Genomic DNA, 25,199 nt, shown 5'->3' on the forward strand with positions numbered 1-25,199 from the left:
GTGATCATCGGCATTGGCGTCGACGTGGTGGACGTACCGCGGTTCGGACGCCAGCTGGAACGGACGCCGGGCCTGCGGGCCCGGCTGTTTGTTCCGGCCGAACGGGAGCTTAACCTGCGTTCCCTGGCGGCACGGTTTGCCGCCAAGGAAGCTGTTGCCAAGGCGCTCGGCGCCCCGGCCGGCATGAACTGGCAGGACTGCCAGGTGGATCTCGACGCCGCGGGGGCTCCCCGCGTCAGCGTGCGGGGCACGGTGGCAGCGGCTGCCGAAGCCAAGGGTGTCCGCACCTGGCACCTCTCACTCAGCCATGACGGCGATGTCGCCACTGCCATGGTGGTAGCCGAGGGCTAATCTGGACACATGATCAGTGCGTACTCCGGCACCGCTGTGCGGGCCGCGGAAAAGCCGTTGCTCGACGCCGGCCAGGGTCCTGCTCTGATGCAGCGTGCCGCGTACGGACTGTACGCCGCCTGCGTCCGTGAACTGCTGGGGGCCCGGGGTTCCCTGTACGGGTCCAGAGTGACGGTACTTGCCGGCGCCGGGAACAACGGCGGCGACGCCCTGTACGCTGCCGCCCGGCTGGCACGGCGCGGCGCGGGCATCACAGCGGTCCTGACAGCGCCCGCGGCACATCCCGAAGCCCTCGCCGAATTCCGGCGGCAGGGCGGCCGCACGGTGCAGCTGTCCGCCGGGCTCGGCCCGGCCGCGGCTGCCTGCACGGCAGCGGACCTGCTGATTGACGGCATTCTCGGAACCGGCGGCAGGGGCGGGCTGCGGGGGGACGCAGCAGCACTGGTGCGGCAGCTTCCGCCGGAGGCTTCACCGCTGATCATTGCCTGCGACCTGCCCAGCGGAGTGGACGCAGACACCGGGGAAGCAGGCGGTGCCCATCTCGCGGCGGACCTTACCGTCACCTTCGGAGCCGTCAAGACCGGCCTGCTGGCCGGCCCGGGGGCTGTGGCCGCCGGGCGGATTGAATCCGTGGACATCGGCCTGCCGTTTCCGTCCCCTCCTGACGTGCGCCGGCTGGAAACCGCAGATATAGCCGGTCTGCTGTCCGCTCCGGAGAAGACGGACCACAAATACACCCGCGGCGTGCTCGGCATCGCCGCCGGTTCGGCCACCTATCCCGGTGCCGCCGTCCTGGCCACCGGGGCAGCGCTGGCCGCCGGCGTCGGCATGGTCCGCTATCTGGGCCCCGAGACAGTCTGCCGGCTGATCAACGCCGCACATCCCGAAGCGGTCTGCGCGGCCGGTGCCGTTCCGGACACCCACGTGCAGGCCTGGCTCACCGGTCCGGGAGCCGGAGCGGACGAAGACCAGCGCCGGCGCGCCCTGGACGCCGTGGCTTCGGGGCTTCCCGCCGTCGTCGACGCCGATGCCGTGGGCTACGCACAGCCGGGCCTGGGGCCCCAGGTAATCCTCACCCCGCACGCCGGCGAGCTGACCGCCCTCCTGAACCGGCTCGGCGAAACCGCCACCCGGGAGCAGATCGAGGCGGATCCGCTGCACTATGCCCGCCGCGCCGCAGGATTGACGGGAGCTACCGTCCTGCTCAAGGGCTGGGCGACCATTACCGCCGCGCCCACCGGCGAAACGTTCAGCCAGGCGGAGGCAACGCCGTGGCTGGCGGCAGCCGGCAGCGGCGATACGCTGTCCGGCATCCTCGGGTCGCTGCTCGCAACGGACCGGTACGGCAGGGACGGGAATCCCGCGGCCCCGCCGGGACACTATGCGGCCCTGGCCGCCGCTGCCGCGAGCATTCACGGCCGGGCCGGCACCCTGGCCGCCGCTGCAGGGCCGGTGGAACCCTCCGCGCTGCCGGCCGCCGTCCGCACCGTCGTCGCACGCCTTAATGCCCCCTCGGAAACGGCGCCGGAACGCCCGCGGGCGCGTGTGGAAGGAAAAGTAGTAAAACGGGCCGTTTAATGCTGGGCGCAGTCTGCGGTAGAAAGTAAGTAGACATACTATTCTTTGTTGTCATCTGGACTAGTCAGGAGCTCTACATGGAAGTTTGGCCGGGAGATGCCTATCCGCTGGGCGCGACCTACGACGGAAACGGCACCAATTTTGCGCTGTACAGCGAGGTGGCCGATTCGGTCACGCTGTGCCTGTTTGACGACGACGGCGCCGAAGAGTGTGTCCGCCTGACCGAGGTGGACGGCTACGTCTGGCACTGCTATCTGCCCCACGTCCAGCCCGGACAGAAGTACGGGTACCGGGTGGACGGCCCGTACGATCCGGAGAACGGCAACCGCTGCAATCCGAACAAGCTCCTGCTGGATCCCTATGCCAAGGCCGTGGCCGGCGAAATCGACTGGGACCAGTCGCTGTTTGGCTACAACTTCGGCGACGAGAACTCGCGCAATGACGAGGATTCCGCGTCGCACATGATGATGGGCGTTGTCATCAACCCCTTCTTCGACTGGGACGGCGACCGCAAGCCCAAGATTCCCTACCACCGCTCCGTTATTTACGAGGCCCACGTCAAGGGCCTGACGCAGCTGCACCCGGAAATCCCCGAGGAACAGCGCGGCACCTACGCCGGCGTTGCCCACCCCGCCGTGATTGCTCACCTGCAAAAGCTGGGGATCACCGCCATCGAGCTGATGCCGGTGCACCAGTTCGTCAACGACTCCACGCTTCAGGACAAGGGGCTTTCCAACTACTGGGGCTACAACACCATTGGCTTCTTCGCGCCCCAGAACACCTACAGCGCCACCGGTGACGAGGGCCAGCAGGTCCAGGAGTTCAAAGCCATGGTGCGCGCGCTGCACCTGGCCGGGATCGAAGTGATCCTCGACGTGGTCTACAACCACACGGCCGAAGGCAACCACCTGGGCCCAACGCTTTCCTTCCGCGGCATCGACAACCAGGCCTACTACCGGCTGATGGATGACGACAAGCGGTACTACATGGACTACACGGGTACCGGAAACTCACTGAACGTGGGGAACCCGCACTCGCTGCAGCTGCTGATGGACTCGCTGCGCTACTGGGTCACCGAAATGCACGTGGACGGGTTCCGGTTTGACCTCGCCTCCACGCTGGCCCGCGAGTTCTACGACGTCGACCGGCTCTCCACCTTCTTCGAACTGGTGCAGCAGGACCCCGTAGTCTCCCAGGTCAAACTGATCGCCGAGCCTTGGGACATTGGCCCGGGCGGCTACCAGGTGGGCAATTTCCCGCCGCAGTGGACCGAATGGAACGGCAAGTACCGCGACACGGTGCGCGACTTCTGGCGCGGAGAGCCCTCCACCCTGGGCGAGTTCGCCTCCCGCATCACGGGATCGGCAGACCTGTACGAGTCCTCGGCCCGCCGGCCGGTGGCCTCGATCAACTTTGTCACCGCCCATGACGGCTTCACGCTGCATGACCTGGTGTCCTACAACGAGAAGCACAACGAAGCCAACGGCGAAGACAACAACGACGGCGAATCCCACAACCGTTCCTGGAACTGCGGAGTGGAGGGCCCCACGGACGACCCGACGGTGCTCTCGCTTCGCGCCCGGCAGCAGCGGAACTTCCTGGCCACCCTGCTGCTCTCGCAGGGCGTGCCGATGATCGCCCACGGCGACGAACTGGGCCGCACCCAGCAGGGCAACAACAACACCTATGCCCAGGACTCCGAAATCAGCTGGATCAACTGGGAGCACATGGATGCGCCGCTGATGGAATTCACCGCAGCGGTGAACACGCTGCGGGCCGAACACCCCACCTTCCGCCGCCGCCGCTTCTTTGACGGCCGCCCGGTGCGCCGGGGCGAGGGCGAGGCGCTGCCCGACATCGTCTGGCTGACCGAGGACGGCACGCCGATGACCCCCGACGACTGGGATACACCGGTCAGCCGCTCGCTGGGCGTTTTCCTGAACGGCCAGGGCATTTCCGGCAAGGACGCGCGCGGACAGCGGATCACCGACCTGAACTTCCTGCTCTACTTCAACGCCCACGACGAGTCCGTCAAGGTGACGATTCCGTCGAAGGAATACGCGCCGATGTGGGACGAGGTCATCGATACTGCCGGGGAGTACGCCGACTCAGCGCCCATTCCCGCTGACGGCCAGATCACCGTGGCTGCCAAGTCCATGGTGGTGCTGCGCGCCCATGAGGAGGAAGAGGAGCACGACCACTCAGTGGCCGCTTCCCTCGCCGCTATGGCCGGGTCCAAGGCCCAGAGCCCGGAGGTTGGGGGATGAGGACGCCCCGCTCCACGTACCGGCTGCAGATCCGCCCGTCCTTCACCCTCTTTGACGCCGCGGACCTCGTTCCGTACCTGGCGGACCTGGGGGTGGACTGGGTGTATCTCTCACCCATCCTCACCGCGGAGGAGGGGTCCGACCACGGCTACGACGTCGTCGACCCCTCTGCCGTGGACCCGGCTCGCGGCGGCGCCGAGGGGCTCAAAGCCCTCTCCGACGCCGCGCACGCCGCCGGCATGGGAGTGCTGGTGGACATTGTGCCCAACCACATGGGCATCGCGACGCCGCATTCCAATCCGTGGTGGTGGTCAGTCCTGGCGCAGGGCCGGGAATCGCGGTATGCCGAAGCGTTCGACATCGACTGGGACGCCGCCAACGGCAAGCTCCGCCTGCCGGTCCTGGGAGACGGGGACAACGAGCTTGCCGAGCTGAAGCTGGCCGGGGGCGAGCTGCACTACTACGACCACCGCTTCCCGGTGGCCCAAGGCACGGCCGGCGACGGCGACTCCGCGCAGGACGTCCACGCCCGCCAGCACTATGAGCTGGTGAACTGGCGGCGCGCTGACAACGAGTTGAACTACCGGCGTTTTTTCGGCGTCAATACCCTCGCCGGCGTCCGGGTTGAGGAGCCGTGGGTCTTCGACGAATCACACGCTGAGATCAAGCGCTGGTTCGATGAAGGGCTCGTGGACGGGCTGCGGATTGACCATCCTGACGGACTGGCCGATCCCAAGGGGTACCTGGCCCGGCTGCGCGAACTGACCCGGGGCGCGTACATCCTGGTGGAGAAAATCCTGGAACCGGGGGAGAAGCTCCCCGCGGACTGGGAAACCGAAGGCACCACCGGGTATGACGCGCTCGCCGACATCGACCGGCTCTTCGTCGATCCGGCCGGAATGAAGCCGCTCACCGATCTGGTGCCCACGGAGCCGTTTGGCCACATGATCCACGGCACCAAGCGGAACATCGCCGATCAGCTGCTCCATTCGGAAGTGCAGCGGCTGGTCCGGCTCCTTCCCGGCGACAGCGGCCTGGACGCGCAGACCGCTGCGGACGCCCTGGCCGAACTGCTCGCCTGCTTCCCGGTGTACCGCAGCTACCTCCCGGAGGGAGCGGAATACCTGGCCGACGCCGTGATCGCGGCGAAGGTCCGGCGCCCGGACCTGGCCGGCGCGCTTGATGCCCTGCACCCGCTGCTGAACCCTCTGCTCACTGCGCAGGCCGGCAGCGCCGGCGGGGCTGACCGCGGCGGCCTGGGCGAGCTGGCCACCAGGTTCCAGCAGACGTCCGGCATGGTGATGGCCAAGGGCGTGGAAGACACCGCGTTTTACCGGTACTCCCGGCTGACATCGCTGAACGAAGTTGGGGCGGACCCGGCGCACTTTGCCGTGGAACCGTTTGAACTTCACACCCGGCTTGTCCGCCGTCAGCAGGAGCAGCCTGCCGCCATGACAGCCCTGACCACCCACGACACCAAGCGCAGCGAAGACACCCGTGCCCGGATTTCCGTCCTCTCGGAAATCCCGGACGAGTGGCGGGAGGCCTTCACACAGCTTTCCTCGCTGGCGCCGATGGGGGATCCGGCCATGGAGAACCTGCTGTGGCAGGCCATTGTCGGAGCCTGGCCGCTGAGCCGGGAACGGGCCCATGCCTACGCGGAGAAAGCATCGCGGGAAGCATCTGCCAGCACCACCTGGACCGCTCCGAACGCCGAGTTCGAGGCCCGGATGCATGCAGCGGTTGACGCGGCCTTCGATGACCCGGCAGTGAACTCGCTGGTGACCTCCCTGGTGGAGCGCATCCGTGCCGCAGGATATTCGAACTCCCTCTCGGCGAAGCTCCTGCAGCTGACCATGCCCGGCGTACCGGACGTTTATCAGGGAACCGAGTTCTGGGACCGTTCCCTGGTGGACCCGGACAACCGCCGGGACGTGGATTTCAGCCGCCGCCGCGAGGTGCTGGCGTCCTTCACGGAGACCGGCAGCACCCCCGCCGGTGATGCTCCGAAGATTGACGAGGACGCGGCGGCCAAGCTGCTGCTGGTTTCGCGCGCCCTGCGGCTTAAACGGTCCCGTCCCGAGCTGTTCACGGACTACCTGCCGGTAACGGCAACCGGTCCCGCTGCGGAGCACGTTTTCGGTTTTGACCGCGGCGGCGCCGTGACTCTTGTGACGCGGCTGCCGCTGGGACTCCAGCGCTCGGGCGGATGGCAGGACACCGCCGTCGTCCTGCCGCAGGGGACCTACTCGGACGCGATGACCGGGCGGACCCACGAAAGCAGCGGCACCGTGCCGGCTGCAGATCTGTTTGGCATCTATCCGGCGGTGCTGCTGGTACGGAAGGACGGCGAATGAAGACCGATTTCGATGTGTGGGCGCCCAAAGCCAACACCATGACCCTCCTGGCCGACGGCAGAAAGCTGTCGATGAGCCGGGGGGACAACGGCTGGTGGCACGTCCAGCACGCAGAGCTGCCCGGAGACATCGACTACGGCTACCTCATCGACGACGCCGATACCCCGGTACCGGATCCCCGCTCCCGCCGGCAGCCCGACGGCGTCCATGCGCTCTCGCGCACTTTCGACCCAGGGCTCCATGAGTGGCACGACGGGGACTGGGTCTCCCCGGGCCTCGACGGCGGTGCGATCTACGAGCTGCACATCGGCACCTTCACGCCGGAGGGAACGTTTGACGCCGCGATCGGCAAGCTGGACTACCTCGTGGACCTCGGCGTCCGCTACGTGGAGCTGCTTCCGGTGAACGCGTTCAACGGAACGCACAACTGGGGGTACGACGGCGTGCTGTGGTACGCCGTGCAGGAAACCTACGGGGGCCCGGAGGGCTACCAGCGGTTCGTGGACGCAGCGCACCAGGCCGGGCTCGGAGTCATCCAGGATGTGGTGTACAACCACCTCGGACCCAGCGGAAACTACCTTCCCATGTTTGGTCCCTACCTCTCCGAGGGAAAGGGCAACACCTGGGGTGACTCGCTGAACCTGGACGGCCCGCTGTCCGACGTCGTCCGCCGGTACATCCTGGACAACGTCCGGATGTGGTTCCGCGACTTCCACGTCGATGGACTGCGGCTGGACGCGGTCCATGCGCTGCATGACGAGCGGGCGGTCCATATCCTGGAGGAAATGGCCGTTGAAACCGAGAACTGCGCACAGGAACTGGGCAAGCCGCTGTTCCTTGTCGCGGAGTCCGATCTCAATGACCCGCGCCTGATAACTCCTCGGGAGCTGAACGGCTACGGTCTCAGCGGCCAGTGGTCCGATGACTTCCACCACGCGGCACACACGAACCTCACCGGTGAAAACGGCGGCTACTACGAGGACTTCGATTCCCTGGCAGCCCTGGCCAAGGTGCTGAAGGACGGTTTCTTCCACGACGGTTCCTTCTCCTCCTTCCGGGGCCGCACGCACGGCCGTCCGATCAACAAGGAGGTCGTGGAAGCCCGCCAGCTGGTGACCTGCATCCAAAACCACGACCAGATCGGGAACCGTGCGGCAGGGGACCGGCTCAGTGCTTCCCTGGACTATCCCCGCTTGGCGCTGGGGGCCGTACTCAACCTGACCGTGCCGTTCACGCCCATGATTTTCATGGGCGAGGAATTCGGGGCCTCCACCCCTTGGCAGTTCTTCACTTCCCACCCCGAACCGGAGCTGGGTAAGGCGACGGCGGAGGGCAGGCTGCGGGAGTTTGAACGGATGGGCTGGGATCCGGCGACGGTGCCCAACCCGCAGGATCCCGCGACGTTCGCGAACTCCAAGCTGGACTGGTCCGAGGTGGATCAGGACGGGCATGCCAAGCTGCTTGATCTGTACCGCAGGCTCCTGCAGCTGCGGGCGGACCGTCCCGATCTGACCGACCAGGACCTGCGCAGCGTGAACGTGGACTTCGATGAGGTGGGGCGCTGGCTCGTCCTGCACCGCGGGGACACCGCCGTGGCACTGAACTTTGCCGACGCGCCCCGGGAAGTGCCGGTTCCCTTCAACGGCAGCTCCAAGGTACTGCTGGAAACAGTCCCGGCCGAACTCTACGGCGATGCCCTCCAGCTGCCCGCCTACGGGGCAGCTGTCCTGGCAGCAGGATAGGCGGCGCGTTGTCCGCGGCAGTGGCAAGATGTAACCCATGACATACATTGCCGCGGACAACCGCTACGATTCCATGCCCTACCGCCGTGTCGGCCGCAGCGGGCTGCACCTGCCCGCCGTGTCGCTCGGCCTGTGGCACAACTTCGGCGACGACAAGAATTTCGAGACCCAGCGCGCCATCCTCCGCCGCGCCTTCGACCTGGGCGTCACCCACTTCGACCTCGCGAACAACTACGGCCCGCCCTACGGCTCAGCGGAAACCAACTTTGGCCGCCACTTCAAGGACGATTTCCGGCCCTACCGGGACGAACTCGTCATCTCCTCCAAGGCCGGCTACGACATGTGGCCCGGTCCCTACGGAAACTGGGGATCCCGCAAGTACCTGCTGGCGAGCCTGGACCAGTCTCTGGAACGCATGGGCCTGGACTATGTGGATATCTTCTACAGCCACCGTCCCGATCCGGAGACTCCGCTGGAAGAGACCATGGGCGCCCTGGACACAGCCGTACGCTCCGGCCGCGCCCTCTACGCCGGTATTTCCTCGTACTCGCCGGAAAAGACGCTTGAGGCGGCCCGCATCCTGCGTGAGATGGGCACTCCGCTGCTGATCCACCAGCCCTCCTATTCCATGCTGAACCGCTGGGTCGAGCAGGGGGATCCGAACCTGTTCGCTGCACTGGACGAGGCCGGAGCCGGTTCGATTGCCTTCTCCCCGCTGGCCCAGGGCCTGCTCACCAGCAAGTATCTCAACGGCATTCCGGAAGACTCCCGGGCCGCAGCCGGAAAGTCCCTGGAACAGTCCCAGCTGTCCGAGGACAACCTCCGGCGGGTGCGGGGACTGAACGAACTGGCCCAGTCCCGCGGCCAGAGCCTTGCGCAGATGGCCATCGCCTGGGTGCTGCGCCCGCAGGCCGGGGGCGGAGCCATCACGTCGGCACTGGTGGGCGCGTCGAGCGTGAAGCAGCTCGAAGACAGCCTGGCAGCGGTAACCAACCTGGAGTTCAGCTCCGAGGAACTGGAAGCCATCGACACCTTTGCCGTCGATTCCGACATCAACCTGTGGGCTTCGGCGCTTAAGGCCTGACGGACGCGGCCGCAACCGGTTTCCTCCGGTTGCGGCCGCAGCAGGTGGGCGAATCACCGGGCAAGTCCCGTGAGTGAAAGAATGGTCAGTGTGAATGACCAACAAGCTCCTCCCGCCGCCGAACGCCAAGCACTCATAGATTTGGCCGCCGTGCGGCACAACGTCCGTCACCTCGTCCGGCTGGTGAGCCCGGCCCGGGTGATGGCAGTCGTCAAAGCCGATGCCTACGGCCACGGTGCCGAGCAGGTGGCACGCACTGCCTTGGAAGCCGGCGCCTCCTGGCTCGGCGTCGCGCATATCTCCGAGGCACTGGCCCTGCGCGGCGCCGGCATCTCCGCTCCGGTCCTGGCCTGGCTGCACACCGTGGACAGCCCCTTCAGCGCGGCAGTTGCAGCGAACGTCGACCTTGGCCTGTCAGGCTGGGAACTGGAAAACGTCGTGGCGGCCGCCCGGGAACTCCAGATCCCGGCCCGCGTGCACCTGAAGATCGACACCGGCCTCGGCCGGAACGGATGCCCGCCCGACCAGTGGGAAGCCTTCGTCGGCCGTGCCCTGGCCTACCAGGAAGAAGGACTCCTGCGCGTCGTCGGGATCTTCTCCCACTTCTCCGTAGCCGATGAACCGGACCGCACCGAAACCGATGACCAGCTTGAACGGTTCCGCACCGCCGTCGCCGTCGCCGAGGACGCCGGAGTGGACCACGAGGTGAGGCACATTGCCAATACGCCGGCAGCGCTGTCCCGCCCCGACGCCCACTTCGACATGGTGCGGGTGGGACTGGGACTTTACGGCCTTTCCCCGTTCCCGGGGCAGTCTCCGGCTGAACTGGGCCTGCGCCCGGCCATGACCCTCAAGACCACCGTCGCCAACTGCAAGGAGGTCCCCGCCGGCCAGGGTGTGTCCTACGGGCTGCGCTACTCCACGTCGGAGGCCACCACGCTGGCACTGGTGCCCCTGGGCTACGCCGACGGCGTTCCCCGCGTGGGTACCGGCGGTCCCGTCTGGGTGGATGGAACTGTTTACCCTGTGGTTGGCCGCATCGCGATGGACCAGATGGTCATTGATCTCAAAACCACCGGCATCGCGGGCACCGGAAAGGACCTGGTGGGCCGGGAAGCGGTGCTGTTCGGCGGCATCGGAATGCCCTCCGTGGATGAGTGGGCGGACGCCTGCGGCAGCATCAACTATGAAGTCATCACCCGCATCAGTTCGCGGGTGGAGCGCAAATACACGGACTCCGAGGCAGCCGAGGGAGCGGAATCATGAGCGCGCCGCAGAACGACGGCGCGAGCCTGCCGGTCTGGGAGGACGAGATCCGCACGACAGGCCCGGAAGATACCCAGGCTGCGGCCGAAAGGATCGGCCGTGAACTGGCGGCCGGTGACCTGATCCTGCTGACCGGCGAGCTGGGAGCCGGGAAAACGACCTTCACCCAGGGCCTGGGGCGCGGGCTGGGAGTCCGTCCCGGCATCATTTCGCCCACCTTTGTGCTGGTCCGCATCCATCCCAGCCTTTCGGACGGGCCTGATCTGGTGCACGTGGATGCCTACCGGCTCGGTTCCAGCGGCGAGATTGACGACATCGACCTCGAAAACACGATGGACAGCTCAGTCACCGTGGTGGAGTGGGGCCGGGGGCTCGTTGAGCACCTCACCGAAAGCCGGCTGGAGATCACCCTGGTCCGGCCGACCGGGGCCGATGCCGCCCAAATCCGTGATGCCGGCCACCTCGCCTTCGATTTTGACGATGACCCGGATGAGGAGCGGGTGATCCGGATGGCTGCCTACGGTCCGCGGTGGGAACGAACGAACCTGCGGCCCGAAGAGCCTGCGGATGGGGCCGGGCCAAAGGAGACGTAAAATAGGCACCGTGCTTATTCTCTCCATTGACACCTCCGCCATCGCCAGCGCGGCACTGTTGACCGGGGAAGGGGAGATCCTGGCCGCCTTTGCCACGGAAGACACCCGTTCCCACGCCGAAGTGCTGGCTCCGGGCATCAAGAACCTGATGGACTCCGCCGGCGTTGCCGCCGCCGACCTGGACGCCGTTGTGGTGGGTGTGGGGCCGGGGCCCTTCACCGGGCTGCGCTCCGGCATAGCCACGGCCCGCACCCTCGGGTTCGCCTGGAACAAGCCGGTGCACGGAGTCATGAGCCTGGACGCCATCGCCGTGGATGCCGCTTTGGATGCGTGGCGGCTGGGTATTGACGAGTTTGCCGTGGCCACCGACGCGCGGCGCAAGGAAGTGTACTGGGCCCATTACCGCAGTACCGGAGGCACAGCGGAACTCATGGCCGGTCCGTTTGTCAGCGACCCGGCCGAGGTTCCGGCGCTGCCCGTCTACGGCGCGGGCGCAGGCCTCTACCCCGACGTTCTGCACGGCGTCACCGGGTTTACGGATACACAGCCTACGGCGTCCGCTCTGGGCCGCACCGCCGTCGTGCGCCTGACCCGCGGGCTTCCGCTGCTGGATACCACTCCGCTCTACCTGCGCGAATCCGACGCCAAGGTTCCCGGCCCCCGGAAGCGCGCACTGTGACGGGCGCGGTGATCCGGCCGATGAGCTTTGACGACATAGCCGCCGTGGACGAGCTCGAACGTGCGCTGTTCCCGGTGGATGCCTGGCCGCTGCAAATGTTCTACGACGAGCTGAACCAGGCCGATACCCGCTCCTACTACGTTGCCGAGGGCTCCGGCGGACATGTCGTCGGCTATGCCGGGCTGATGTGCGTGCTGCCGATTGCCGATGTGCAGACCATCGCCGTGGCGCCGGAGGCCGAAGGTGCAGGCATCGGGTCGGCACTCCTGGCCACCCTCATTGACGAGGCCAAGCAGCGCGGCGCCGACGACGTACTGCTGGAAGTGCGCGCCGACAACCCCCGCGCGCAGCGGCTCTACCGCTGGTTCGGGTTCGAGCAGATCCACGTCCGGCCGCGCTACTACCGCGACGGAGCCGACGCACTCATTATGCGGCTGCCCCTTTCCGCCTGGAACGGGTCTCCGCGAGCAACAACGAAGGACACTGAATGAACCGCACCGACCCCCTGGTGCTTGGCATCGAATCTTCCTGTGACGAAACCGGCGTCGGCATTGTCCGCGGCGGCAAGCTCCTGACCAACACCGTGTCTTCTTCCATGGAGGAACACGTCCGCTTTGGCGGGGTGATTCCCGAGATTGCCTCCCGTGCGCACCTGGACGCCTTTGTTCCCACCCTCCGGCAGGCACTGGATGAAGCCGGAGTAACGCTTGACGAAGTTGACGCCATTGCCGTGACGTCCGGTCCGGGCCTGGCCGGCGCCCTGATGGTTGGGGTGTGCGCTGCAAAGGCGCTCGCAGTAGCCACCGGCAAGCCGCTGTACGCAATCAACCACCTTGTAGCGCATGTGGGGGTGGGCGTGCTTGACGGCGGCGACCTGCCGGAGAACCTGGGAGCGCTGCTTGTGTCCGGCGGTCACACCGAGATCCTGCGGGTGAAGTCCCTGACCGGTGATGTGCAGCTGCTGGGTTCGACCATTGACGACGCCGCCGGTGAAGCCTACGACAAGGTGGCCCGCATTCTCGGGCTGGGCTACCCGGGAGGTCCTGCCATCGACAAGCTCGCCCGGGAAGGGAACCCGAAGGCGATTCGGTTTCCCCGCGGCCTGACCCAGTCCAAATACATGGGCAGTGCCGATGAACCCGGGCCCCACCGCTACGACTGGTCCTTCTCCGGGCTCAAGACTGCCGTGGCCCGGTGCGTGGAGCAGTACGAGGCCGCAGGCGAAGAACTCCCGGTAGCCGACATTGCTGCGTCTTTCCAGGAAGCAGTGGTGGACGTCATCACAGCCAAGGCCGTTCTGGCCTGCACCGAACACGGCATCACCAACCTGCTGCTCGGCGGGGGAGTGGCTGCCAACTCCCGGCTCCGGGAGCTGACAGCACAGCGCTGTGCGGCCAAAGGCATCTCACTGCGGGTGCCGCCCATATCTCTCTGCACGGACAACGGGGCCATGGTTGCAGCGCTTGGTGCGCAGGTGGTGATGGCCGGTGCCGAGCCTTCCGGCATCGATTTTGCTCCGGATCCGTCCATGCCCGTCACCAGCATCCATCTCTAATACGTCCCGGAGGATCTGTTAGCGGACGCGCCGGCATCCCGGCTCCCGGGGGCTCCGGAGCGGCCGAGGTGTAGCGGTGTCCGGTGGGCGTCACCGTTTCAACGTTGTGCCTCCCGCGGCCGGCCCTCTCAGTGAATACCGGGCCACGATCCTGGTCCGGGAGACTGCCTGCCTGTCCCTGGCCGACCGGCAGTGCGTTGATGAGCTGGTGGCCGGGAATCCGGGTGAGGTGGAGCAGCTCGGGGACCGGCAGCTGATCGCGAAGATCAAAACCCTCTCCTATTCAATGGACCCCCATGCAGTCGTGAAACGGGCAGCGCATGCGGTCTCGGAGCGGTTTGTGTCCTGCAGGCGCAACAGGTCAGCATGCAGTCGCCGGCTCACTCCAGCTTCAGGCTCACTAGAGCCCGCTGCTTACCCTTCGCCGCGCAGCTGGCGGATGCCATCCTGGACGACGGCCCGCAGGTCGCCGCCGTTTTCTGCTGCAACGCGCCGCTGCCGCTGGTATCCGGCTCCGCGCTCGATGATGGCGCGGACGTCGGCGAGCTCTGCAGTGCAGCCCAGTTTCTCCGCTACCGGTGCCAGCCGCGGCAGGACATCCTCGAGGAGATGGTCCGTGACCAGCTTCTCGTTGCCGGCCGCGTCCAGAATGATGATGGCATCCAGGCCGTAGCGGGCAGCGCGCCACTTATTCTCCTGCACATGCCACGGCGGCATGGTGGGGATGGTGCCGCCGTTGTCCAGGATGGTGGAGAACTCCTCCACCAGGCACTGGGTCAAAGCGGCAACGGCTCCGACGTCTTCAATGGTGGCCATGCCGTCGCAGACGCGCATTTCCACGGTGCCCAGGTTGGGAACGGGCCGGATGTCCCAGCGAATTTCGCTGATGGAATCGATCACTCCGGTGGTGAACATGTCCTGGACATAGGCCTCGTACTCCGCCCAGGAACCGAACTGGAACGGCAGCCCCGCCGTCGGCAGCTGCTGGAACATCAGTGCCCGCTGAGAGGCATAGCCGGTGTCCTCACCGGACCAGTACGGGGAGGAGGCGGACAGCGCCTGGAAGTGCGGGAAGTAGTTGACCAGCCCGTCCAGGACCGGCAGCGCCTTTTCCCTGGAGTCCAGGCCCACATGGACGTGCACCCCGTAGATCAGCATCTGCTGGCCCCACCACTGCGTGCGGTCAATCAGCTTGGCATAGCGTTCCTTGTCGGTGATCGGCTGGGACCGCGGAGCGCTGAACGGATGCGAGCCCGAGCAGAACAGCTCTACGCCCATGGGATCGGTGACCTTGCGCAAGGCGTTCAGGGAGCGGGTCAGATCCGCCTTGGCCTCGGCGACGGTGTTGCAGACGCCGGTCACCAGCTCGACAGTGTTCTCGAGCAGCTCCTGCTTGATGTGCGGGTGCTCGTCATCTTCGGTAATGCCCGGGTGGGCGGCGCTGACGCCGCGCAGGACTTCGTCGGCCACGGACACGAGTTCTCCCGTGGTCCGATCGACAAGTGCCAGCTCCCATTCAACGCCGAGTGTTGACTGAGCTGACTGGGCGAAACCGATTTCCAAACTGTCTCCTGCTTAAATGCGTAATGTCCAAAAGGAACCCCGACCCGCATCATCGCGCTTGAGAACCCGGTTCAATCCTAGCTGTGCAGGGGCGGCAAACCGTTCACCTTCATTTCCTCGCCGCCCCGGCCGGCAACCGACATAATGGGAACGTGCCCATCCTGAATAAAGACATGACCCTGTGCATCTCCCTTGCCGCGTGGCCGTCCAATATCGGAACGCGCTTCCACAACTATCTGTATGACCTGCTTGACCTGAACTACGTGTACAAGGCTTTTGCTCCGACCGACCTCGCCCAGGCAATAGCGGGCGTGCGCGGGCTTCCAATCCGCGGCTGCGCCGTGTCCATGCCGTACAAGGAAGACGTCATAGCGCTGGTGGACCGGATGGATGCCTCGGCCCGGGCCATCGACTCGGTCAACACGATAGTGAACGACGACGGCGTCCTCACCGCCTACAACACCGACTACCTCGCAATCGCCCGGCTCCTGGCCGATAACCATGTCCCGGCCACCTGGTCCGTGCTGCTGCAGGGCTCCGGCGGCATGGCGAAGGCCGTTGCCGCAGCCCTGAGTGACGCCGGATTCTCGGATGTCACCATCATTGCCCGCAATGAAGGAACCGGCCGGGCCCTCGCGGACCGATACGACTTCAACTGGCTGGCAGCGGCCCCGGGTGCCCGGGCGGACCTCATCATCAACGTCACGCCGCTGGGCATGACCGGGGAACATGAGGCGGTCCGGTCCTTCGATGATGCGGCCGTGGCCGCAGCGCGCATGGTGTTCGACGTCGTTGCCCTGCCGGCCGAAACACCGCTGGTCACAGCTGCCCGCGCCGCCGGCAAAAGCGTGATCACCGGTGCGGAAGTCATCGCCATTCAGGCGGAGGAGCAGTTTGTGCTGTACACCGGGGTCCGGCCGACCCCGGAACAGGTCCGGGCCGCCAGCGAATTCTCCCGCGCCTGAGCGGGGTTAGGCTGACGGAGCCACCGGTTCCACCACAATGGCAACCCGGTCTTCGCCGAGCCGGGTCAGGACGAGCGTGGCCTTGTTCGGGCCCTTTCCGGAGCCCGTGAGCAGCTGCTTGCGCAGCTCCTCCGGAGTCACCGACATGCCGCGCTTCTTGATGTCCAGGACCCCGATGCCATTGGCCTTCACCCAGGCCTTGAGCGCCTTGACGTTGTACGGGCGGACTTCCAGTACCCGGTAGGCCCGCGCAAACGGCGTTTCCATCAGCTCGGGAGCGCCGATGTAGGCAATGTGTTCATCCAGCAGGTGGCCGCCGAGGGAACGCGCGACGTCGGCCACCAGACCTGCGCGGATGACCGCGCCGTCGGGCTCATACAGGTAGGCGTCCACGGAGCCGACGGCGACGTCCTCGCTGCCGGGGGCGTAGTCCAGGGCGGAGGTCAGCTCGGCGGCGCCGTTGGGGCCGATCACCAGGGCAGCGCGGCGGACGCCGTCGCGACGCAGTGCGTTGAACCACAGGGTTGCCTCGGTGACGTCGCCGTCCACTGACACCCACTGCGCCTCGCAGTTCTCCGGAAGCGCCTCGTGCGGTATTCCGGGACCCATCTTCACGCCCACGGGCAGACCCGCGTCAGCCAGCGACTCAACGAAGGACAGCGGCGGGGAGAAGGCCTCCGGATCAAAGATGCGGGTGGTCCCGGAAGTCGAGGTTGTCCGCCGCGCCGGATCCAGCCACACGCCGTCGAACCCGGTGAGGTCGAAGTCTTCGGCGGTTCCCTGAACCACCTTGGCATTGGGCCAGGGCATCAGATTGATGGTGGCGGCCGCCGCGGTTATTTCGTCGAGTTCGACGGCGGTGACCTGCCGGTCCAGCGTGGCCAGCGCCAGGGAATCAGCTCCGATCCCGCAGCCAAGGTCGGCGATCTTTTCCAGGCCTGCCTCGACGAACCGCCGGGCATGCAGCGCGGCAACATTCAGGCGGGTGGCCTGCTCCAGGCCCGGAGCGGTGAAAACCATGTGATCGGCAAAGGGCCCGAACTTTCCCCGGGCCTTCATGCGCAGCTTCGCCTGCGTCAGGACGGCGGCAACAACTTCGGGGGAGTGTCCGGCTTTGCGCAGGTCGGTGTTGAGCTTGAAGGACTCGGACTCCAGATACGGGCCGAGGGAGTTCAGCAGTTCCCAGCCTTCGGACGTCAGAACATGGGCAAGGGAAGTATCCGGCATGCCTACCAGCCTAGTTCTTCTGCCGCCGGGCACGTTAGCTGTAGGTTGGGCGGCATGACGAAGATCGCCGCCGAGCCGCTGGCAGCACTGCGCGCCCGGACCAGCTACAAATGGCAGACCTATCCTGCGGATGTCCTGCCGCTGTTCGTGGCCGAAATGGATTATCCGCTGGCCGAGCCGGTCCAGCAGGCGATCATCGCCCGGGTGCTGGCATCGGATACGGGCTACATCGCGGGCCCGGAACCGGTGGCGGCTGCATTTTCGGGATATGCCGGCCGGACCTGGGGCTGGGACGTGGCCGCCTCGGATGTGCGGACCACCACCGATGTCAGCGTGGGCATCGTTGAATGCCTGCGGCAGACCGTCCCGGTGGACGGCAGCGTGGTGATCACGCCGCCGGTCTATCCGCCGTTTTTTGAGCTGCCGCCTGAAGCCGACGCCTCGGTGGTGGAAGTGCCCCTGCTGCTCACCGGGACGGGGTGGAAGCTGGACCTGCCCCAACTGGAACGGGCCTTCGCCCGCGGCGCCGATGCCCTGCTGCTGTGCAGTCCGCACAACCCGCTGGGGCTGGTCCATTCGGTTGAGTCCCTGCGGGCAGTCGCGGATCTGTCCGTGAAGTACGGCGTGGCCGTGATCAGTGACGAAATCCATGCCCCGCTGGCCTATGAAGCGGCTGCGTTCACGCCGTACCTTTCCGTCTCCGACAACGCGCGGGAGTACGGCATCTGCGTTACCGCGGCCAGCAAAGCCTGGAATATTGCCGGCACCAAGTGCGCCGTGATGGTGGCCCAGAGCGACCGCACGAGACTGCAGCTGGATTCCATGCCGGCGGAAGTGTCGGCCCGCACCTCCATTCTGGGGCTGCACGGAACAGCCGCCGCCTATAACGACGGCGGACCGTGGCTCGGGGGCGTCCTGGAGTCACTGGCAGCGAACCGCAGCCTGCTGGGGGAGCTGCTCGCAGCCAGGCTGCCCGCTGTTGTTTACCGTCCGCCGCTGGCCGGGTACCTCGCCTGGCTCGACTTCCGCGGACTCGGCTGGGAGGACCCTGCGGCGGTGGCGCTGGAGCGGGCACGGGTGGCGCTGGAGCCGGGGCAGCGGTTCGGCCGGCAGGGCAGCGGCTTTGCCCGGTTGAACTTCGCCTGTTCCCCGGACGTCCTGGCTGAGGCTGTGGACCGGCTGGCAGCTGCCGCCGCCTTGTGATGCTCCGGTCCCTGCACGGTGCAGGAGCTTATGCCGCCGGGGCAAGAACCTGCAGCTGCCGGGGTGCCAGCGACTGCTCGGCCCGGCCGGTCAGAACGGGGAACATCCCCGTCTCCGAACTGCGGCGAAGTCCGGCCAGCGCTTCCGGGGTGACAGCGGCTTCGCCGAGGTCAAGCATCACGTCCAGCCCCGGCAGAGCGGTGTTTGCGCGCCGGGCCAGTACATACAGTGCCCTGCTGTTCTGCTCGGTGACGCGGCCCCGGACGAGCAGACGGACCTGCCCGAGGTCGATGTCGAGCTGGATCACAACGCGCAGCTTGGGCTCCATGGAAGATTTTCCCCTCAGGTGGCGGCCGGTTGACCGGATCCCACGCTAGGAGCCGGGGCCGACCGCCGCAATGGGGCGGGCGAAAATCCGGGCAAAACCTTCCAAAGTGCAGCCTCGTCAGGCGAAGTAGACGCCGATCCGGTTGCCGTCGATCTCTTCGATGCGGATATCAATGTCATAAATGTCGCGGAGTACCTCAGGCTGCATGATCCGCGCCGGAGGCCCCTGGTGGATCAGCCGCCCGTCGCGCATGGCAATGATGTCGTCGGAGTAGCAGGAGGCAAAGTTGATGTCGTGGATGACCAGCACCACGGTCTTGCCGAAGTCGTCCGTGAGCCGGCGCAGCAGCCGCATCATTTCCACCGAGTGCTTCATATCCAGGTTGTTCAGCGGCTCATCCAGCAGCAGGTAATCGGTGCCCTGGGCCAGCACCATCGCGATGAAGGCCCGCTGGCGCTGGCCGCCCGAAAGCTCGTCCACGAAGCGGTCCGCCAGCGCGGTGAGGTCCAGGTAGGCCATGGCCTCGTCGATGTAGGCCTTGTCTTCGATGGTGGGGCGGCCGCCGTTGTGCGGGTACCGGCCAAAGCCCACCAGGTCGCGCACGGTCAGGCGGACCGTCAGCTGGTTGTCCTGCCGCAGGATGGCCATTTTGCGGGCCAGCTCCTTGCCCGGCGTGGCATTAACGTCCAGGCCGTCCACGCTGACCGTGCCGGCGTCCATGCGCAGCAGCCGGGAAATGATCGACAGCAGAGTGGATTTCCCCGCCCCGTTCGGCCCGATGATCGAGGTGATGCCGCCCTCTTTGATGTCGGCGCTGACGCCGTCGACGACGAGTTGATGGCCATAGGACTTGGAGACGCCGGTTACGGAGATCATTTGACGTTGCCTCTCAGCAGCAGGATAAGGAAGACGATGCCGCCGACAAATTCAATGACGATGCTCAGGGCGGTGTCGAACGCGAAGATCCGTTCCAGGACCAGCTGGCCGCCCACCAGGGCAATGATTCCGAGCAGGACGGCGATGGGCAGCACCGCGGTGTGCCGGAAATGCGAGCACAGCTGGTAGGCCAGCGAAGCCACCAGCAGGCCAAAGAACGTCACGGGCCCCACAAGGGCGGTGGATACGGCAACCAGGACGGAGCAGATGATCAGCGTGGCCGTCACGGCTTTCCTGTGGTCCACGCCCAGGTTGACGGCGGTGTCCCGGCCCAGGGCCAGGACGTCGAAGGAGCTGCGCATCCGCCAGGCCAGGATGCTGACGGCGGCAACGGCGACGGCGGAGTAACCCAGCAGGGCGCCGTCAACGTTGTTGAAGGAAGCAAAAAAGAGGTCCTGCAGGATGATGAACTCGCTGGGATCGATCAGGCGCTGAAGCAGGGAGGAGAATCCCCGGAACATGGTGCCGAAGATGATCCCCACGAGCAGCATCAGGTGCAGGGATTTGCCGCCGCCGGTAAACAGCCACCGGTACAGCAGGAACGAGAAGCCCACCATCAGCACGAGTTCGATGACGAACAGTGCCGGTCCGGACATGGTGAGAACGGCCTGCCCTCCGATCACGAAGACCAGTACGGTCTGCAGGAGCACGTACAGGGCGTCAAAACCCATGATCGAAGGGGTGAGGATGCGGTTGCAGGTCACGGTCTGGAACAGCACCGTGGAGACTCCGACGGCGTAGGCCACCAGGATCATTGACGCCACCTTGATGGCGCGGCGGGGCAGGATGTACTCGATGTTCCCGCGCAGATCGATGGTCATGAAGACGGCCACGAGGGCGGCAGCCGCAATTCCCAGCGTGATGATCCAGAACTTGGGCGGAACCGAACGGATCGGACGCCGGCGGTGCGAGACGAGCGCCGTCGGAAGCGGGCTGGCCGGTGCTTCGAGGCCGGGTTCGGCGGCGTTGAAATGGCTGGAGCCGGAAGGGGCCGGGCCGGAAGGGATGGGGCCGGGCTTAGCCACGGGAGGCACGCTTTCGCAGGAGCAGGTAGAGGAAGAGGACGCTGCCGATGGCGGAGACAATCACGCCCACCGGAATCTCGTACGGATAGCGGATGGTGCGGCCGATGATGTCGCAGGCCAGGACAAAGCCGGCGCCGAACACGGCCACCCAGGGCACAGCCCTGCGGACGTTGTCTCCGATCATCAGGGACACCAGGTTCGGCACGATCAGTCCAAGGAACGGAATGGATCCCACGCTGACCACGACGACGGCGCTGATCAGGGACACGATGACCAGCCCCAGGGTCATCACGCGGTTGTAGTTCAGGCCCAGGTTGGTGGTGAAGTCTGATCCCATGCCGGCCACCGTGAAGCGGTCTGCGGCGAGGTAGCCGATGACGGTGAGGATGCCGACAATCCACAGGAGCTCATAGCGGCCCCGCAGGACACCGGAGAAATCTCCGACCATCCAGCTGTTCAGGGTCTGCAGGAGATCGGTGCGGTACGCAAAGAAGGTGGTGACGGCGGAGATGACGCCGCCGAGCATGATGCCCACCAGGGGGACAATGAGCGTGTTGCGCAGCGGCAGGCGGCGCAGGATCAGCAGGAACAGTGCTGTTCCGGCGGCTGCGAAGACCGTGGCCGTGGACATCTTCATCATCATGGAGGCACCCGGAAGCAGGACGGTGACCACCAGGATGCCCAGCGAGGCGGATTCCACGGTGCCGATGGTGCCCGGTTCCACGAATTTGTTGCGCGCCATCAGCTGCATGATCAGGCCGGCAACGCTGACGGCCATGCCGGCCAGGATGATGCTCAGGGTGCGGGGAAGGCGGCTGACCCAGAAGACCTGCCAGGCCCCGGGATCTCCGGCCAGCAGCAGGGGCAGCGAAACATCGCTGACCCCGATGAACATGCTCGCCACGGCCAGTGCCAGGACCGCTGCTGCGCCCAGGACCAGGCTGACCGCGGTACGCGGAAACCGCCGTCGTCGGGCAGCGACGGCAGCGGCCCGGGGAGACGGCGGTGCATCGGGGGCGGAAGCGGTGCCCGGTACACGGGCGGCGGTGGCGCTCATAGGAGAAATCCGGTCTTGCCTTGGGTTCCGGCGGTGATGCCGGAACCCAAGGCGTCGAGGGGTTGTTAGGAAATGCCGTTCTGGACTTCGGTCACCATGCTGTCCACGTTGCTCAGGCCGTAGCCCACGAGGTACCAGCTGGAAGCGTCCAGGGCGGTGATGCGGTCATTTTTGGCGGCGTTGGTGCCGTTGACCAGCTCGTTGTCCATGACGGCCAGTGCTGCCTCGCCGCTCTCGCCAACCGCGGTGTCGCGGTCGATCACGAACAGGTTGTCGGGGTTTTTGTCCGCGATGTACTCGGCGGTGATGGATTCGCCGTGCTTGCCGTCGGCTTTGATCTCCGCAACCGGGGAGACGCCGAGGACGTCGTGGATGATGCCGAAGCGGGAGCCGGCGCCGTAGGCGGTCATTTCTCCGCCGCTCGTCATGACAATCAGCCCGGTGCCGGCATCCGCGGCAGCGGTCTTGGTCTCTTCGATGCGCTTGTCGATGGCGGCGAGCTTCTCGTCGGCTGCGTCTTCCTTGTCGAAGATGCGGCCCAGGGTGCCGGTCACTTCCTTGAAGGACGCCATGGAATCCGTCTGGTCGACACTGAGGTCGATGGTGGGGGCGATCTTGCTCAGTTCCTCGTAGGAGGCGGCTACGCGGCCGGAGATGATGATCAGGTCGGGGGCGCCCTCGCTGATGGCTTCGAAGTCCGGTTCCTTCATGGAGCCGATCTTGGCGTAGTCGTCGCCGGCGTACTTGGAGAGGCTTTCGGGGAAATTGGCAGCCGGAACGCCGTCGACGTCAATGTCGAGGGCGTCCATGGTGTCGAGGGCGCCAAGGTCGAAGGTGTACACGGTTTCCGGGTTAACCGGGACCTCGGTGCTGCCCTGGGCATGCTCCACCGTGATGTTGGTCTGTTCGGGGGCTGAATCCGCAGTGGCGGCAGTCTCCGCTCCGCAGGCGCTCAGCGCGAGGAGGGATGCCAGGGCGGTGCCGGCGACAAGGCGGGACTTCACGATACTTTTCACTTGGGGAGCTCCAGTTGCTTGGGTCCGGTCCGGCGGGATACTCCTGAAGCGGACGCAGAAAAACCAATAGGTCACAGAAATGTTTGCTAATAGAACGCACCTGAAAACTATCGGTTAGGTAAGGCTAAGGCAAGTTGGAGGACCGGATGACGCGAGATGAAGCTCCGGGCGGAGGCCCCCGGCACGCCAGTATTGGCACTCGCCTTGACCGAGTGCTAACCGTTGCATAAAGTCGGAGCTAGCACTCTCCCAGTGAGGGTGCTAATTCCTGAGGGAAGCGCCAACCGGCACCGCGACGACGGCCAGCGCCCACCGACGGTCCACATCCGTTAGTAACTACGCAAAGGAGAGCCCGAGTGTCGGTCTCGATTAAGCCCCTTGAGGATCGTATTGTTGTCCGCCCCCTCGAAGCCGAGCAGACCACTGCTTCCGGCCTCGTTATCCCGGACACCGCCAAGGAAAAGCCCCAGGAGGGTGAAGTTGTCGCAGTAGGCCCCGGCCGCGTTGATGACAACGGCAACCGCGTTCCCGTTGACGTTTCCGAGGGTGACGTTGTCATCTACTCGAAGTACGGCGGAACCGAAGTCAAGCACGGCGGCCAGGAATACCTGGTGCTGTCCGCCCGCGACGTACTGGCCATCGTCGTTAAGTAGTTGAAAAAGGAAAACCCCGGCCAATCTGGCCGGGGTTTTCTGATGCAGGTGCAGATGTAGCTGTCGGAAAGGACACACACATGGCAAAGCAATTGGAGTTCAACGACTCCGCCCGCCGCTCGCTGGAAGCCGGCGTCGACAAGCTGGCCAACACCGTTAAGGTGACCCTCGGCCCGCGCGGCCGCAACGTAGTGCTCGCCAAGACCTGGGGCGCTCCCACCATCACCAACGACGGCGTCACCATCGCCCGCGAGGTGGAGCTGGATGACCCGTACGAGAACCTTGGCGCACAGCTGGCCAAGGAAGTAGCCACAAAGACCAACGATGTTGCCGGTGACGGCACCACCACCGCAACAGTCCTCGCGCAGGCACTGGTCAAGGAAGGCCTGCGCAACGTTGCTGCCGGCGCAGCTCCGGGCCAGCTCAAGCGCGGCATGGAGATCGCAGTGGAGGCAGTGGCCGCACGGCTGCTGGAAAACGCCAAGGAAGTTGAAGGCAACCAGGTTGCGCACGTCGCTGCCATCTCCGCCCAGAGCATGGAGATCGGCGAACTGCTGGCCAAGGCCTTTGACACCGTCGGCAAGGACGGCGTCATCACCATCGAGGAATCCTCCTCGACGCAGACCGAGCTGGTCATCACCGAAGGCATGCAGTTCGACAAGGGCTACCTGTCCCCGTACTTTGTGACTGATCCGGAGCGCCAAGAAGCCGTCCTCGAAGACGCGCTCATCCTGATCAACTCCGGCAAGATTTCCTCGGTTGCCGAGTTCCTGCCGCTGCTGGAAAAGGCTCTGCAGGCCTCCAAGCCGCTGTTCATCATCGCCGAGGACATTGAGGGCGAAGCCCTGTCCACGCTGGTGGTCAACAAGATCCGCGGCACCCTGAACGTCGTAGCCGTCAAGGCTCCGGGCTTCGGCGACCGCCGCAAGGCCATGATGCAGGACATCGCCACCCTCACGGGTGCGCAGGTTGTCTCGCCTGACCTGGGCCTGAAGCTGGACCAGGTTGGACTGGAGGTGCTGGGTTCCGCCCGCCGCATCACCGTGACGAAGGACAGCACCACCATTGTTGACGGGTCGGGCTCCGAAGCCGACGTCGCGGACCGTGTTGCCCAGATCCGCGCGGAGATTGAGCGCACGGATTCCGACTGGGACCGCGAGAAGCTGCAGGAACGCCTGGCCAAGCTTTCCGGCGGCATTGGCGTCATCAAGGTTGGCGCAGCCACCGAGGTGGAGCTGAAGGAAAAGAAGCACCGCATCGAAGACGCCGTGTCCTCGACGCGTGCAGCCCTGGAAGAGGGCATTGTGGCCGGCGGCGGTTCCGCACTGGTCCACGCTGCCAAGGCCCTGGACACGGACCCGGAGGTTGCCAAGCTCGAAGGCGACGCCGCCACCGCCGTGGGCCTGGTCCGCCGCGCCCTGGCGCAGCCGCTTCGCTGGATCGCCGAGAACGCCGGCGCCGAAGGCATGGTTGTTGTCGCCAAGGTCACCGACCTCGAGGTCAACAACGGCTTCAACGCCGTAACCGGCGAGTACGAAAACCTGATCGAAGCGGGCATCATCGATCCCGTCAAGGTCACGCGCTCAGCACTGCGCAACGCTGCGTCCATCGCCGCGCTGGTCCTCACCACAGAAGCTCTTGTGGTCGAGAAGCCGGCCGACGACGACGAAGATCACGGTCACCAGCACTAGGCACCGTAAAAGCCCCGGTACAGCAGCGGATTTCCGCGGCCGTACCGGGGCTTTTGTCTGTTC

The 25,199-nt window shown here is 65.8% G+C and carries 22 protein-coding genes; 15 read left to right on the forward strand and 7 right to left on the reverse strand.

Features of this window, described 5'->3' with window-relative positions:
* The 11 genes from WKB88_RS04810 to tsaD all read left to right on the forward strand — a co-directional run bounded on the left by WKB88_RS04810 (position 1) and on the right by tsaD (position 13,472).
* Entirely contained in the window at positions 1 to 351 is a 351-nt protein-coding gene (locus WKB88_RS04810; protein ID WP_341393404.1) for a holo-ACP synthase, read from the forward strand.
* A gap of 9 nt (positions 352 to 360) precedes the next feature.
* A complete protein-coding gene (locus tag WKB88_RS04815; protein ID WP_341393405.1) occupies positions 361 to 1,929 on the forward strand; it encodes an NAD(P)H-hydrate epimerase in 1,569 nt (522 codons plus the stop codon).
* A 77-nt stretch (positions 1,930 to 2,006) separates the two neighbouring features.
* On the forward strand, positions 2,007 to 4,196 hold the full coding sequence (glgX, locus tag WKB88_RS04820; RefSeq protein WP_341393406.1) for a glycogen debranching protein GlgX: 2,190 nt from the start codon (positions 2,007 to 2,009) through the stop codon (positions 4,194 to 4,196).
* Positions 4,193 to 6,553, forward strand: a complete 2,361-nt coding sequence (gene treY, locus WKB88_RS04825) for a malto-oligosyltrehalose synthase (RefSeq protein ID WP_341393407.1) — start codon at positions 4,193 to 4,195, stop codon at positions 6,551 to 6,553. Before glgX ends, treY begins: the two co-directional genes overlap by 4 nt.
* Positions 6,550 to 8,295 carry a malto-oligosyltrehalose trehalohydrolase gene (gene treZ / locus WKB88_RS04830; protein WP_341393408.1) on the forward strand — a complete coding sequence of 582 codons (1,746 nt, stop codon included), beginning with the start codon at positions 6,550 to 6,552 and terminating at the stop codon, positions 8,293 to 8,295. Before treY ends, treZ begins: the two co-directional genes overlap by 4 nt.
* A 37-nt stretch (positions 8,296 to 8,332) precedes the next feature.
* Entirely contained in the window at positions 8,333 to 9,379 is a 1,047-nt protein-coding gene (gene mgrA, locus WKB88_RS04835) for an L-glyceraldehyde 3-phosphate reductase (protein WP_341393409.1), read from the forward strand.
* Positions 9,380 to 9,469: 90 nt separating this feature from the next.
* Entirely contained in the window at positions 9,470 to 10,645 is a 1,176-nt protein-coding gene (alr, locus tag WKB88_RS04840) for an alanine racemase (protein WP_341393410.1), read from the forward strand.
* Positions 10,642 to 11,238, forward strand: coding sequence for a tRNA (adenosine(37)-N6)-threonylcarbamoyltransferase complex ATPase subunit type 1 TsaE (gene tsaE, locus WKB88_RS04845; RefSeq protein ID WP_341393411.1), 597 nt, complete (start codon positions 10,642 to 10,644; stop codon positions 11,236 to 11,238). The genes alr and tsaE overlap by 4 nt, the downstream gene beginning before the upstream one ends.
* Positions 11,239 to 11,248: 10 nt before the next feature.
* A complete protein-coding gene (gene tsaB / locus WKB88_RS04850) occupies positions 11,249 to 11,917 on the forward strand; it encodes a tRNA (adenosine(37)-N6)-threonylcarbamoyltransferase complex dimerization subunit type 1 TsaB (RefSeq protein WP_341393412.1) in 669 nt (222 codons plus the stop codon).
* Between the two features lie 20 nt (positions 11,918 to 11,937).
* Positions 11,938 to 12,408 (forward strand): ribosomal protein S18-alanine N-acetyltransferase, encoded by a 471-nt coding sequence (gene rimI, locus WKB88_RS04855; protein WP_341393413.1) that lies wholly within the window; start codon positions 11,938 to 11,940, stop codon positions 12,406 to 12,408.
* Positions 12,405 to 13,472 (forward strand): tRNA (adenosine(37)-N6)-threonylcarbamoyltransferase complex transferase subunit TsaD, encoded by a 1,068-nt coding sequence (gene tsaD / locus WKB88_RS04860; RefSeq protein WP_341393414.1) that lies wholly within the window; start codon positions 12,405 to 12,407, stop codon positions 13,470 to 13,472. Before rimI ends, tsaD begins: the two co-directional genes overlap by 4 nt.
* Before the next feature lie 414 nt (positions 13,473 to 13,886).
* Here the strand turns inward: tsaD and WKB88_RS04865 are convergent, their stop codons facing one another.
* Positions 13,887 to 15,035 (reverse strand): glutamate--cysteine ligase, encoded by a 1,149-nt coding sequence (locus WKB88_RS04865; RefSeq protein WP_341393415.1) that lies wholly within the window; start codon positions 15,033 to 15,035, stop codon positions 13,887 to 13,889.
* A 152-nt stretch (positions 15,036 to 15,187) separates the two neighbouring features.
* Between WKB88_RS04865 and WKB88_RS04870 the strand changes: the two genes are divergently transcribed.
* Positions 15,188 to 16,000 (forward strand): shikimate 5-dehydrogenase, encoded by an 813-nt coding sequence (locus WKB88_RS04870; protein WP_341393416.1) that lies wholly within the window; start codon positions 15,188 to 15,190, stop codon positions 15,998 to 16,000.
* Between the two features lie 6 nt (positions 16,001 to 16,006).
* On the opposite strand, the gene WKB88_RS04875 is transcribed toward WKB88_RS04870, so the two are convergent.
* Complete coding sequence (locus WKB88_RS04875) at positions 16,007 to 17,227, reverse strand: class I SAM-dependent methyltransferase (RefSeq protein ID WP_341393417.1); 1,221 nt, start codon at positions 17,225 to 17,227, stop codon at positions 16,007 to 16,009.
* 54 nt (positions 17,228 to 17,281) lie between these two features.
* Here WKB88_RS04875 and WKB88_RS04880 point away from each other — a divergent pair, with 54 nt between their 5' ends.
* Positions 17,282 to 18,430, forward strand: coding sequence for a MalY/PatB family protein (locus WKB88_RS04880; RefSeq protein WP_341393418.1), 1,149 nt, complete (start codon positions 17,282 to 17,284; stop codon positions 18,428 to 18,430).
* Positions 18,431 to 18,458: 28 nt separating this feature from the next.
* On the opposite strand, the gene WKB88_RS04885 is transcribed toward WKB88_RS04880, so the two are convergent.
* From WKB88_RS04885 to WKB88_RS04905, 5 genes are all read right to left on the reverse strand, one after another.
* Positions 18,459 to 18,758 (reverse strand): hypothetical protein, encoded by a 300-nt coding sequence (locus WKB88_RS04885; protein ID WP_341393419.1) that lies wholly within the window; start codon positions 18,756 to 18,758, stop codon positions 18,459 to 18,461.
* 117 nt (positions 18,759 to 18,875) lie between these two features.
* Entirely contained in the window at positions 18,876 to 19,634 is a 759-nt protein-coding gene (locus WKB88_RS04890) for an iron ABC transporter ATP-binding protein (protein WP_341393420.1), read from the reverse strand.
* On the reverse strand, positions 19,631 to 20,719 hold the full coding sequence (locus tag WKB88_RS04895; protein WP_341393421.1) for an iron chelate uptake ABC transporter family permease subunit: 1,089 nt from the start codon (positions 20,717 to 20,719) through the stop codon (positions 19,631 to 19,633). Before WKB88_RS04895 ends, WKB88_RS04890 begins: the two co-directional genes overlap by 4 nt.
* Positions 20,712 to 21,776, reverse strand: coding sequence for an ABC transporter permease (locus WKB88_RS04900; protein ID WP_341393422.1), 1,065 nt, complete (start codon positions 21,774 to 21,776; stop codon positions 20,712 to 20,714). Before WKB88_RS04900 ends, WKB88_RS04895 begins: the two co-directional genes overlap by 8 nt.
* Before the next feature lie 65 nt (positions 21,777 to 21,841).
* Positions 21,842 to 22,792 (reverse strand): siderophore ABC transporter substrate-binding protein, encoded by a 951-nt coding sequence (locus WKB88_RS04905; protein WP_445818868.1) that lies wholly within the window; start codon positions 22,790 to 22,792, stop codon positions 21,842 to 21,844.
* Between the two features lie 356 nt (positions 22,793 to 23,148).
* Here WKB88_RS04905 and groES point away from each other — a divergent pair, with 356 nt between their 5' ends.
* Both groES and groL read left to right on the forward strand, forming a co-directional pair.
* A complete protein-coding gene (gene groES / locus WKB88_RS04910) occupies positions 23,149 to 23,445 on the forward strand; it encodes a co-chaperone GroES (RefSeq protein ID WP_152219702.1) in 297 nt (98 codons plus the stop codon).
* 80 nt (positions 23,446 to 23,525) lie between these two features.
* Positions 23,526 to 25,136, forward strand: coding sequence for a chaperonin GroEL (gene groL / locus WKB88_RS04915; RefSeq protein ID WP_341393424.1), 1,611 nt, complete (start codon positions 23,526 to 23,528; stop codon positions 25,134 to 25,136).
* Positions 25,137 to 25,199 lie beyond the last annotated feature (63 nt).

Origin of the sequence: Arthrobacter sp. G119Y2 (assembly GCF_038069765.1) — a bacterium.
Lineage (GTDB): Bacteria > Actinomycetota > Actinomycetes > Actinomycetales > Micrococcaceae > Arthrobacter_B.

Excerpts from the sequence above, each read along its gene's own strand:
- WKB88_RS04815 (WP_341393405.1), top strand. The coding sequence starts at position 361 with ATGATCAGTGCGTACTCCGGCACCGCTGTGCGGGCCGCGGAAAAGCCG.
- glgX (WP_341393406.1), top strand. The coding sequence starts at position 2,007 with ATGGAAGTTTGGCCGGGAGATGCCTATCCGCTGGGCGCGACCTACGAC.
- treY (WP_341393407.1), top strand. The coding sequence starts at position 4,193 with ATGAGGACGCCCCGCTCCACGTACCGGCTGCAGATCCGCCCGTCCTTC.
- treZ (WP_341393408.1), top strand. The coding sequence starts at position 6,550 with ATGAAGACCGATTTCGATGTGTGGGCGCCCAAAGCCAACACCATGACC.
- mgrA (WP_341393409.1), top strand. The coding sequence starts at position 8,333 with ATGACATACATTGCCGCGGACAACCGCTACGATTCCATGCCCTACCGC.
- tsaE (WP_341393411.1), top strand. The coding sequence starts at position 10,642 with ATGAGCGCGCCGCAGAACGACGGCGCGAGCCTGCCGGTCTGGGAGGAC.
- rimI (WP_341393413.1), top strand. The coding sequence starts at position 11,938 with ATGAGCTTTGACGACATAGCCGCCGTGGACGAGCTCGAACGTGCGCTG.
- tsaD (WP_341393414.1), top strand. The coding sequence starts at position 12,405 with ATGAACCGCACCGACCCCCTGGTGCTTGGCATCGAATCTTCCTGTGAC.
- WKB88_RS04875 (WP_341393417.1), bottom strand. The coding sequence starts at position 17,227 with ATGCCGGATACTTCCCTTGCCCATGTTCTGACGTCCGAAGGCTGGGAA.
- WKB88_RS04880 (WP_341393418.1), top strand. The coding sequence starts at position 17,282 with ATGACGAAGATCGCCGCCGAGCCGCTGGCAGCACTGCGCGCCCGGACC.
- WKB88_RS04885 (WP_341393419.1), bottom strand. The coding sequence starts at position 18,758 with ATGGAGCCCAAGCTGCGCGTTGTGATCCAGCTCGACATCGACCTCGGG.
- WKB88_RS04890 (WP_341393420.1), bottom strand. The coding sequence starts at position 19,634 with ATGATCTCCGTAACCGGCGTCTCCAAGTCCTATGGCCATCAACTCGTC.
- WKB88_RS04900 (WP_341393422.1), bottom strand. The coding sequence starts at position 21,776 with ATGAGCGCCACCGCCGCCCGTGTACCGGGCACCGCTTCCGCCCCCGAT.
- groL (WP_341393424.1), top strand. The coding sequence starts at position 23,526 with ATGGCAAAGCAATTGGAGTTCAACGACTCCGCCCGCCGCTCGCTGGAA.